Genomic DNA, 10,206 nt, shown 5'->3' with positions numbered 1-10,206 from the left:
CGGCGGGCCTGCCCGCCGCTCAGCTCGACCGCTACCAGCGGGCGCTGGCGACCCTCGCCGCGTCCCACATGATCGTCGAGGGGAAACAAGCGTGAGCACCGCAGCCCCGGCGCGTCTCGTCGACCACTTCTCCCGCGGCCTGGCCGCGCCGATCTGCCTGACGTGGGAACTCACCTACGCCTGCAACCTCGCCTGCCGGCACTGCCTGTCCAGCTCCGGGCGGCGCGACCCCCGCGAACTGTCCACCGACGAGTGCAAGGCCGTCATCGACGAGCTCGAACGCCTGCAGGTGTTCTACGTCAACATCGGCGGCGGTGAACCGACGATCCGCCCGGACTTCTGGGAACTCGTCGACTACGCCACCGCCCACCACGTCGGCGTGAAGTTCTCCACCAACGGCGTGCGGATCACCCCCGAGATCGCCGCGCGGCTGGCCGCCAGCGACTACGTCGACGTCCAGATCTCCCTCGACGGCGCCACCGCCGAGGTCAACGACGCCGTGCGCGGCCCCGGTTCCTATGACACCGCGATCCGGGCGATGGAGAACCTCGCCGCCGCCGGGTTCCGCGGGTTCAAGCTGTCCGTCGTCGCGACCCGGCACAACATCGGCCAGCTCGACGGTTTCGCCGCGATCGCGCAGCGCTACGGCGCCCAGCTGCGCCTGACCCGGCTGCGCCCGTCGGGACGCGGCGCCGACGTCTGGGACGAGCTGCACCCCACCGCCGACCAGCAGCGCGAGCTCTACGACTGGCTGGTCGCCTCGGGGGAGAACGTGCTCACCGGCGACTCGTTCTTCCACCTCTCCGCCTACGGCGAGGCCCTGCCAGGGCTGAACCTGTGCGGCGCCGGCCGGGTGGTATGCCTGATCGACCCGGTCGGGGACGTCTACGCCTGCCCGTTCGCCATCCACGAGGAGTTCCTCGCCGGCAACGTGCGTGAGGACGGCGGGTTCACCAGCGTGTGGCGTACCTCGGACCTGTTCGCGGCGCTGCGCGAACCGCAGTCCGCCGGGGCGTGCGCGTCCTGCGGACACTTCGACTCCTGCCGCGGCGGCTGCATGGCGGCGAAGTTCTTCACCGGTCTGCCCCTGGACGGCCCCGACCCCGAATGCGTCGTCGGCCACGGCGTCGACGCACTGCTCGCCCGCGGCGACGCCGCCCCTCCGCGCCCGTCCGTCGACCATTCCCGAACGCCGTCCGCGCAGCGCGCTGCCGGCCGAAGCGGGGGACCGGTGCCCGTGACCATCGGCCGCGCCCCCGCCACCCTGTCCCCCGCGCTCCCGCCGGTCAGCGCCTGCCAGGAGAACCCCCTCGCCGGTTTCGACCCGGTGACCACTGCCCTGACCGGCTGACCGGCGGCGCAGCGGCGGTGCGGTGGCGGTGCGGTGGGGGAGTGCGGAAATCCCGCCTGCGCCGCGTGAGACCGTCCGGGCGCGGGTCCGGGCCTGACCGACCTGCGGTCTGCGGTCTGCGAGGATGATCCTTTCTGTGCGGGACACCTCAGCGCACGGTGGACCGAACCACGCGGCCCGTGGCGAAGTCACCTTGAGACGATCAACGCTGTGACGGCCTCCCGCCGGACCGATCTGTCCCTGATCGCCGGCGGGAGCTTCGTCGTTGGCTCTGTTGTCAGGCGGTGACGAGGCTGGGGCGTAGCCGTCCCCAGCGGTTGTCGCCCTTGGCTGCGCCGTCGCCGAGATCGACGTCGTTGAGGTTGATGGCGGCGACGTAGGAGACGAACTCGTGCCGCGGGTGCAGTTCGGTGCTGAGCACGCCGCGCAGCTCGAACACCGGGGTGAGCAGGCCCTGCGGCTCGGTCGGCGGCAGGCTCAGGTAGCCCAGGCGGACCTCGTCGACCTGGGCCCGCGCCGTGTCGTCGGTGAGCCCGGCGAGCAGATCGCTGGCGGCGAAGCGGGAGTACGCCTCGTCCACAGAGATCGTCCGTGCCTGCCCGGCCGGGCGCGGGTCGCGCCAGAAGCGGTACGCCCCGGATACCTCCCCGGCCGGGTCGACCACCACCTGGATCTTGGCGCCCGGGCCGAGTAGCGCGACGCCGTCGAGGTCGAACCGGTAGTTCACCTGGAGGCCGGCTACCAGGCGGCGGGGCTGCGCCGTCGTGCGCTCGGAGACCAGAACCTCGAGCTCGCTCACCGAGTGGACGTCCGGGCGGGTGCCGGCCGGTGCGAAGCGGCCGACCCACCCCTCGGCGACGGCGCGTGCCTGGTCGGCGTCGAGGCCACCCTCGACCGCCCCGGCGGCCTCGTTCTCACCGGTGTCGCGCCGGCCGTACCGGAACGACGGGGTCGCCTGGTAGACCTCCAGCGTGGAGCGGCCGTCGTCGACGACGTGCCACAGGCCTCGGTCGGCGACCTCGCCGACGAACCCGAGGCGGCGCGCCAGCTCGGTGACGTCGCCGGTCTCCCAGCGGGTCGGGCGCACGGCGAACAGGGCAATCTCGGACCGCGTGTCGACCGCGGCGGGAAAGTCGACGGACAGTGCCATGTCGATGCTCCTCTCAGCACGCGCCGCGCGCGTACCACAGGGTGGTCGGGTTGTCGGGGTCGGCGGCGAGCGGCCCCTTGCCGTGCCAGTGGTCGTTGTAGGTGGAGATGTTCACGCCGTCGGCCCGTAGATACGCCCACTGGGTGCTGGACGATTCCGTGTCCTGCGCCGCTCTGATCCACGCCTCGCGCACGGTCCAGCCCGCGTTGAGGTACTGGGCCAGCGCCCGGCCGCGATTCGCCTCGTCGCTGGTCGTGGTGTGGAATCCGAGCATGAAGTGCAGGCCGCGGAACGCGGGGCGCCACCGGTCGAAAACGCCGTCGCGCTCCAGTACGTTGCACGCGTCCAGCGCGATGAACTCCAGCTCGTCGTCGCCCCAGTTGATTTCGGTGTTCTTCGCGAACGAGTCGTCGAGGGAGACGCCGAAATAGAAGCGGTCGGGAGAGCCGTGTCCGGAGAAGAACACGAAGTCGACGTTGTCGACCCAGATCGAGTCGTCGCCGTCCCCCGGGGAGCCGACCCCGGCCTGCTCAAAGTCCTTGTCCCAGGCGTTGTTGTCGCCCCAGTTGAACACGGCCGTGCCGGACAGCGTATTGAGAAAGCCCTCCGCCTGGGCCTTGGTGTTGGTGAGATTGCCGGCGAGCCCGTTGTACTGGCGGACCCACTCGACGCCGACGAGCGCCATACGTCCCCTTTTCTCTCACGGCTAGCGATCGGAACAATCGCCTGACGAAATCGAGTGTGACATGGGAATGAAGGTGCGGCGCGGCGCTGTCGGGAACGGGACTCGGTGCCGTCCGCGGCGAGGTTCCCGGCGCCGTCGAAGATGTCGCCGGCGGCCTCGAACGCGCGGGCCACTCCGCTTTCTCTTCGTCAGTCGACGCGGGATGTTCTGGCGTCCTTTCGGAGTTCACGGCTTGTCTTCCTGCTCATTGCGCCTGAGGCGGGGAAGGCTTTCTGTGGCGTGGGATGGGTCGCGGAGGGCGGGGGAGTGCGCTCGGGATCCATGCCGGCCCGAGGTGAGGCGGGGGCGGAGCGAGGCGACCGCGTCGTCGGCCGGGGCGCGACGGCCCCGGCGGGTTGGCGAGGGCCGGGGCCGTCGTGGCAATTCGGCGTCTGATCGTAATCATCAAGATAATCAACGGTGTTGACGATTTAGCCTGGCCTCCTTAAAGATCAAGAACCACAAACACCGCCTCTGGGCCACCTGCGTCACGCACCAGGATGTGGGGAAGATGATCCGACAACCCGCACAGACAGGAACGGATCGTGCGGGACCGGGCACGGGATGTGGCGGTGGGAAGGTGGTGGCATGGGCGACGGCCGGCTGGTGATCGACGGGGTGTCCAAGCGGTACGGCGAGGTGGTGGCGCTCGACGCGCTGTCGTTCGAGGTGCGTGCCGGTGAGCTGTTCGGGTTCGTGGGCAGCAACGGCGCCGGGAAGACCACGGCGATGCGGATCGTCCTCGGGGTGCTGGCCGCCGACGCCGGCGAGGTGCGTTACGACGGTGTGCCGCTGGACCTGGCGATGCGCCGGCGGATCGGCTACATGCCCGAGGAACGCGGCCTGTATCCGCGGATGAAGGTCGCCGAGCAGCTCGGTTACCTCGCGCAGCTACACGGCCTGGGCCCGGTCGCGGCGCGCCGCGCGGTGGCGAACTGGATCGAGCGCCTGGGTGTCGCCGATCGGCGCGACGACGAGGTGCAGAAGCTGAGCCTGGGTAACCAGCAGCGGGTGCAGCTCGCGGCGGCGCTGGTGCACGACCCGGCGGTGCTGGTGCTCGACGAGCCGTTCTCCGGGCTCGACCCGGTCGCGGTCGACGTGATGAGCGAGGTGCTGCGCGAGCGGCGGGCCGCCGGGGTGCCGGTGGTCTTCTCCAGCCATCAGCTGGAGCTGGTGGAGCGGCTGTGCGACCGGGTGGGGATCGTGCGCGCGGGCCGGATGGTCGCCTGCGGGCCGGTCGAGCAGTTGCGTGCGGGTGGGCGCGGCCTGCTCGTGGTGGACGCGCCGCAGGCCGGCGCGGACTGGGCTGGCGGTCTCGACGGCGTGCGGGTACGCGGCCGGGAGGGCAGCGCGACGCTGCTCGAGCTCGCCGAGGGCGTCGACGACCAGGCGGTGCTGCGCGCGGCGATGGCGACGGGCCCGGTGCGGGAGTTCCGCCACCGCCGGCCGTCGCTGGTGGAACTGTTCCGCGACGTCGTCAGCAACTCGGATGCCACCCCCGGCGCCGCGGCGCCGCACACCGGCGCCGAAACGGGCACGTCGGCGGGTCTCGTCGAGCCCACGTCCACCGCATCGTCCGAGTCGACGGTCACCCCCAGCGGCGGCCGGTCATGGCCGAGGAGGCGGATGCCGCGATGACGGATCCCGTGACGGACGACTCCGCGACGCCGGCCACGCCCAGGTCGGGCTCTGCCACATCGGGCCGGGCGGCGGTGGGCGCGGCGATGGTCGAACCCGTGCCGGCGGCCAGGACGGGTTCGGGCGGCGGGCTCGACGCGCGGCCGGAGGACTCCGGCGCCGGGCCCGGGGACTCCCGGCGGATTCTGCTGCTGGTCGCCCGCCGCGAGGTCACGGCGCGGCTGCGTTCCCGGGCGTTCCAGGTGACGACGGTGCTGTTCGTGGTCGCGATCGCCGCGAGCGTGCTGATCCTCAACGCGGTCGGCGGGTCGTCCTCGACGCGGACGGTGGCGGTCGCGGCGGCCGACGGGCGGCAGGCGTCCGCGATCGTGGCGGCCGCGCGTTCCCTCGACACCGAGGTGCGGATCCGGACCGTGACCGATGCGGCCGCGGGCCGGGCGGCGGTGCTCGACGGCGACGCCGACGCGTTCGTGCGCCTCACCGCGGCGGGCGGCGGCTACCAGGTGAGCGTCAAGGAGGACCTGGCGGACTCGCTGGCGTCCGTGCTGACCGTCGCGGCCCGCCAGGCGGCGCTGGAAGGGCAGATCACGACACTGGGCGGGGATCCGGCGACGGTGGGCCGGGCCATCGCGACCGCTGGTGTCGACGTCGACACCCTGCGGCCGGCCGCGCACCGCGACGGCGCCCGCCTCGCGCTCGGTCTGCTCTCCGGCGGTCTGATCTACATCGCGTTGCTGACGTTCGGCCCGCAGGTCGCCCAGGGTGTCATCGAGGAGAAGAGCAGCCGGGTGGTGGAGCTGCTGCTCGCCGTGGTGCGGCCCTGGCAGCTGATGGCCGGGAAGGTGGCCGGAATCGGTGTGGTCGCGCTCGGCCAGCTACTGCTCATCGGCGTGGTCGGCGTCGGGCTGGGCCTGGGCACCGGGGAACTCGACCTGCCCGCGGGGATCGCGGTCGGGAAGGTAGCCGTGGCGCTGCTGTGGTTCCTGCTCGGTTTCTCGATGTATGCGCTGCTGTTCGCGGCGGCGGGGGCGCTGGTGAGTCGGCAGGAGGACGCCGCCGGGGTGACCAGTCCGATGATCGCGGCGATTCTGATCCCTTACGTGCTGGGGATCTCTGTGCTGCCGGCGTCGCCGGACTCCGGGCTGATCAACGTCCTGGCGATGATCCCGTTGTTCGCGCCGATCCTGATGCCGATGCTCATCGGGATCGGCAGTGTCGCGCTCTGGCAGGTGCTCCTCTCGCTCGCGTTGACCCTCACGCTGATCGCGGTGCTGGTGTGGCTCGCCGGCCGCGTCTACGGCAACGCGGTGAAGCGGTCGGGTACGCGCGTGTCGATCCGCGACGCGCTGGGCGGGACGTGAGGCTGCCCGCTGGCGGACCCCCGCGCGTCGCACCCTGGATAGCATCCGGATGTCGATCGGCTGGGCGCACGCCCGGTCGGGACAGCGGAGTACAGGGAGTCCGTCGTGCGTGACATCGCCGTTTTCAGCGGCAGTGCCCATCCCGTCCTCGCGGAGGAGATCTGCACGCACCTGGGCGTGCCGCTGCACCGGGTGCGGGTGCAGCGCTTCGCCAATGACTGCCTGGAGGTCCAGCTTCCGGCGAACTGCCGTGAACGCGACGTGTTCCTCATCCAGCCGCTGGTGACGCCGGTGCAGGAGAACCTCGTCGAGTTGCTGCTGATGCTCGACGCGGCGCGGGGGGCGTCGGCGGCGCGGACCACGGTGGTGCTGCCGCACTACGCCTACGCCCGCTCGGACAAGAAGGACGCGCCGCGGATCTCCATCGGCGGGCGGCTCGTCGCGGACCTGCTGGTCGCGGCCGGTGCGAATCGGGTGCTGGCGATGACGTTGCACTCGCCGCAGGTCCACGGGTTCTTCAGCATCCCGGTGGATCATCTGCACGCGCTGCGTGAGCTCGCGGTGCATTTCCGCCGCCTGGACCTGTCGAACACCGTCGTCGTCTCACCCGACCTCGGTAACGCCAAGGAGGCGGCGGCGTTCGCGCGGATCCTCGGGGTCGGGGTCGCCGCGGGTGCCAAGCAGCGCTTCGCCGATGACCGGGTGAGTATCTCCGCGGTGATCGGGGACGTCGCCGGGCGCGATGTGATCGTCCTGGATGACGAGATCGCGAAGGGCAGCACGGTGCTGGAGCTGCTGGAGCGGCTGCGTGAGCTCGACGTGCGTTCGGTGCGGGTGGCGTGCACGCACGGGTTGTTCTCGGCGGGTGCGCTCAAGCGGATCTCCGACCAGCCGGAGGTCGTGGAGATCGTCTGCACGAACACGGTGCCGGTGCCCGAGGCCGAGCGGGTTCCGCAGCTGACGGTGCTGACGGTGGCGCCGCCGCTGGCCGAGGCGATCCGGCGCATCCACAACGGCGAGTCCGTCAGCGCGCTGTTCGACGCCTGAGCCCGCACCGCCGACCTGGTACGTCAGGATGCGCTGATGTCAGCGTCGGCTGTACTATCGGGGCATGGTGACGATCGTGTCGTCGGCGGAGGTGCTGGCCAGGTTCGGGCACGCGCTGTCCGATCCGACCCGCGCCCGGCTACTGCTCGTGCTGCGTTCCGGCGCGGCCTACCCGTCGGAACTCGCCGAGATCCTCGGCGTGGGCCGCACGAACCTGTCGAACCATCTGGCCTGCCTGCGCGGCTGCGGGCTGGTCGTCGCCACGCCGGAGGGCCGCCGCCAGCGGTACGAACTCGCCGACGACAAGCTGCGCCACGCCCTCGGTGACCTTCTCGACGTCGTCCTCGCCGTCGACACCGACCACATCCATCCCGACCACATCCCTCCCGACCACGTTCCTCCCGACCACATCCCTCCCGGCGTCGTCCACGCCGACGGGCCGCCGGGTGTCGAGGTTCCCGCGGGCGTGGCGGTGAGCGGGCCATGACCGCTCCGGGCGGCCACACCGGCCACACCGAGCACAACGACGCGCACGCTGAAAGCGACGATGCACGCGTCGGCGGGCAGGGACGTCACGACCACGGCGGCGGGCACGGGCATCAGCACGGCGTGCCGTCGGGGCGGACCAGCGTGTCGCAGCGCCGGCGGCTGTGGGTGGCGACCTGGCTCAACCTCGCGATCGTCCTCGGCCAGGCGGTCGCCGGCGTCGCGGCGGGTTCCGTCGGCCTGCTCGCCGACGCCGGGCACAACCTCACCGACACCGCCGGCGTGGCGCTCGCCCTGGTCGCGCTCACCCTCTCGCGTCGCCCGCCCTCGGCGCGGCGCACCTTCGGCGGGGTGCGCTGGCCGGTGCTCGCCGCACAGGCCAACGCCGCCACCGTCCTCGTCGTCACCGTGCTGCTGGCCGTCGAGGCGCTGCGCCGGCTGGGTTCCACCGGGGCGGTCGACGGGCCGGTCGTGGTCGGGGTGGCGCTGTTCGCCGCGCTGGTCAACGGGCTGAGCGCGCTGGTCGTGCGGGAACGAGACGGGGACCTCAACACCCGCGCGGCCGTGCTGCACCTCGCCGGGGACGCCGCGGTGTCGGTCGCGGTCGCGATCTCCGGCGCGGTGATCTGGCTCGTCGGCGGCGCCTACTGGCTCGACCCGGCGGTGTCGCTGGTGATCTCGCTGCTGATCGCCTGGCAGGGCGCCCGGCTGCTCGTCAGCGCCTCCCGGGTGCTGCTGGAGGCGACCCCGGAAAGCCTCGACGTCACCGCCGTACGCGCCGACATCCTGCGCGACGACCGGGTCCTCGACGTCCACGACCTGCACGTCTGGAGCCTGTCCGACCGCGTCCACGCCGCGTCCGTGCACGTCACCCTCGGCCATCTCGACCCCGCCGACGACGGGGCCGAAGGCGGGCATCCCAGCCTCGCCCAGGCCCGCGTCGTCACCGATGGGCTCAAGGCGATGCTCGCCGCCCGCCACGGCATCACCCACGTCACCGTCGAGGCGGAGTGCGAACCGTGCGCCCCCGGCCAGGACGACCCCTGCGGCATCACCCGCGACCTGCACGGCACCGAACACCACCACGACGATCACCACGACGACGATCACCACGACGACAGCCACCATCACGACGACCACCCCGTCACGCCGGCGCCCCGCCGCGGTGAGGAGCGTCCCGGCCGGCGCCGCTCGCGGCGCTCCGGTGTCACCTCCGCCCCCTGACCGGGCCCGGTGCGTCAGGCGCGCGACTGCGCATGCCACCGGCGGCGACCACGCACCGGGGGCGGGGGGAAACTGGGAGCCGGGGGAGAAGCGGGTGCGTCGTCGGCTGATCTGAGGAAGATCCACCCAAGGTCGCCCCCAGTCCCAGTCCCAGTCCCGGCCGCGCCGCGGCGGCCAGCGACCTCATCTCTGGTCGGTCTCCACATCGGTCTCCGCATCGGCGTCGGCGTCGGGGTCGCGCAGGGCGGGGGCGAAGGCGGCGATCGTGGCGAGCAGAAGTACAACGACAGCCAGCGCGCGGTGCAGGCCGGCGAGTTCGGCCAGGGCGCCGACCAGCGGCGGACCGGTCAGCCAGCCGGCGTAGCCGACGGTGGAGACCACGGCGATGGACCGGCCCGCGGACACGCCGAGCTGGGCGGCGCGGGAGAACACGGCCGGGGCGACGCAGGCGGTGCCGGCGCCGATGGCACCGAAACCGAGCACGCCGGCGGCGACGCCGACCGGTGCGGCGGCGAGGGCGAGCGCCCCGGCGAACCCCACGATCGCGACAGTGGCCAGGGCGCGCACCGTCCGTGCCGGGCCGAACCGGCCCAGCGCCCGGTCGCCGACCAGGCGCACGGCGAGCATGCACACCGTGAACGCGATGAACCCCGCCCCCGCGCGACCGGCGGGCACCCCGGTCACCTCCGTCAGGTAGACCCCGCTCCAGTCCGCGGCGACCCCCTCGCACAGGAAGCTCCCGAACGACACGGCGCACAACGCGGCGAACGGCCCTCGCGCGCCACGGCGGCGACGCGGACCCGCAGGCCCCGGCCGGGTTCCGGGCGCCGCGGCTCCCACCCCGCCCGCCTCGCGTGGCACCGGGTCCGGGTCGGCCGGTGCGATCCGCACGGGATCGGTGAGCATCCAGCGGGTGACCGGCAGGGCGATGCCCGCGCAGAGCGCGCCGAGGACGGCGAACTGGGTGCCCGCGGGCACCCCGAGGGACGCGGCGGCGGTGCCGATACCGGCGCCGCTGAGCGCGCCGGCGGTCCACGCCGCGTGCGCGGTGGACATGATCGGCCGGCCGTAGCGGTCCTGGACCCCGATGGCCTGGGCGTTCGCGGCGATGTCCAGGCCGCTGCTGGTCGCACCCCACAGCGCGAGCAGCGCGAACAGGGACCACTGGTCGTGCACGAACATCAGCAGCGCGCCGACGCCGCAGTAGGCGGGCAGCGCGGCGCGC

Annotated in this window: 9 protein-coding genes; 6 read left to right on the top strand and 3 right to left on the bottom strand. The window is 72.6% G+C overall.

Annotation, left to right across the window (positions count from 1 at the left end; genetic code table 11):
• Positions 1-91 precede the first annotated feature (91 nt).
• Positions 92-1,351 (top strand): mycofactocin radical SAM maturase, encoded by a 1,260-nt coding sequence (gene mftC, locus MXD58_RS11985; RefSeq protein ID WP_248837720.1) that lies wholly within the window; start codon positions 92-94, stop codon positions 1,349-1,351.
• A gap of 277 nt (positions 1,352-1,628) precedes the next feature.
• Here the strand turns inward: mftC and MXD58_RS11980 are convergent, their stop codons facing one another.
• Together MXD58_RS11980 and MXD58_RS11975 are read right to left on the bottom strand one after the other, a co-directional pair.
• Entirely contained in the window at positions 1,629-2,501 is an 873-nt protein-coding gene (locus tag MXD58_RS11980; RefSeq protein ID WP_248837721.1) for a hypothetical protein, read from the bottom strand.
• A 13-nt stretch (positions 2,502-2,514) separates the two neighbouring features.
• Entirely contained in the window at positions 2,515-3,186 is a 672-nt protein-coding gene (locus tag MXD58_RS11975) for a DUF6345 domain-containing protein (protein ID WP_248837722.1), read from the bottom strand.
• 627 nt (positions 3,187-3,813) lie between these two features.
• Between MXD58_RS11975 and MXD58_RS11970 the strand changes: the two genes are divergently transcribed.
• The 5 genes from MXD58_RS11970 (at position 3,814) to MXD58_RS11950 (ending at position 8,981) form a co-directional block, all read left to right on the top strand.
• Positions 3,814-4,863, top strand: coding sequence for an ABC transporter ATP-binding protein (locus tag MXD58_RS11970; protein WP_248837723.1), 1,050 nt, complete (start codon positions 3,814-3,816; stop codon positions 4,861-4,863).
• Complete coding sequence (locus tag MXD58_RS11965) at positions 4,860-6,224, top strand: ABC transporter permease (protein ID WP_248837724.1); 1,365 nt, start codon at positions 4,860-4,862, stop codon at positions 6,222-6,224. Before MXD58_RS11970 ends, MXD58_RS11965 begins: the two co-directional genes overlap by 4 nt.
• A gap of 105 nt (positions 6,225-6,329) precedes the next feature.
• Positions 6,330-7,271, top strand: a complete 942-nt coding sequence (locus tag MXD58_RS11960; protein ID WP_248837725.1) for a ribose-phosphate diphosphokinase — start codon at positions 6,330-6,332, stop codon at positions 7,269-7,271.
• A gap of 64 nt (positions 7,272-7,335) precedes the next feature.
• Positions 7,336-7,758: an ArsR/SmtB family transcription factor gene (locus tag MXD58_RS11955; protein WP_248837726.1), complete on the top strand. Its 423-nt coding sequence runs from the start codon at positions 7,336-7,338 to the stop codon at positions 7,756-7,758.
• Entirely contained in the window at positions 7,755-8,981 is a 1,227-nt protein-coding gene (locus tag MXD58_RS11950; RefSeq protein WP_248837727.1) for a cation diffusion facilitator family transporter, read from the top strand. Before MXD58_RS11955 ends, MXD58_RS11950 begins: the two co-directional genes overlap by 4 nt.
• A gap of 183 nt (positions 8,982-9,164) precedes the next feature.
• On the opposite strand, the gene MXD58_RS11945 is transcribed toward MXD58_RS11950, so the two are convergent.
• Positions 9,165-10,206: MFS transporter (locus MXD58_RS11945; RefSeq protein ID WP_250609317.1), on the bottom strand; the 1,042-nt coding region annotated here is incomplete at its 5' end.

The sequence above is a fragment of the Frankia sp. AgKG'84/4 genome, from assembly GCF_023242965.2.
Classification (GTDB): domain Bacteria; phylum Actinomycetota; class Actinomycetes; order Frankiales; family Frankiaceae; genus Frankia.
Note: the sequence above shows the minus strand (reverse complement) of the source record. Positions and strands in the feature narration are given on the sequence as shown.

What these genes read in the sequence shown, in the direction of transcription:
- MXD58_RS11975 (WP_248837722.1), bottom strand. Translation starts at nt 3,186, where the DNA reads ATGGCGCTCGTCGGCGTCGAGTGGGTCCGCCAGTACAACGGGCTCGCC.
- MXD58_RS11955 (WP_248837726.1), top strand. Translation starts at nt 7,336, where the DNA reads ATGGTGACGATCGTGTCGTCGGCGGAGGTGCTGGCCAGGTTCGGGCAC.
- MXD58_RS11950 (WP_248837727.1), top strand. Translation starts at nt 7,755, where the DNA reads ATGACCGCTCCGGGCGGCCACACCGGCCACACCGAGCACAACGACGCG.
- MXD58_RS11970 (WP_248837723.1), top strand. Translation starts at nt 3,814, where the DNA reads ATGGGCGACGGCCGGCTGGTGATCGACGGGGTGTCCAAGCGGTACGGC.
- MXD58_RS11965 (WP_248837724.1), top strand. Translation starts at nt 4,860, where the DNA reads ATGACGGATCCCGTGACGGACGACTCCGCGACGCCGGCCACGCCCAGG.
- MXD58_RS11980 (WP_248837721.1), bottom strand. Translation starts at nt 2,501, where the DNA reads ATGGCACTGTCCGTCGACTTTCCCGCCGCGGTCGACACGCGGTCCGAG.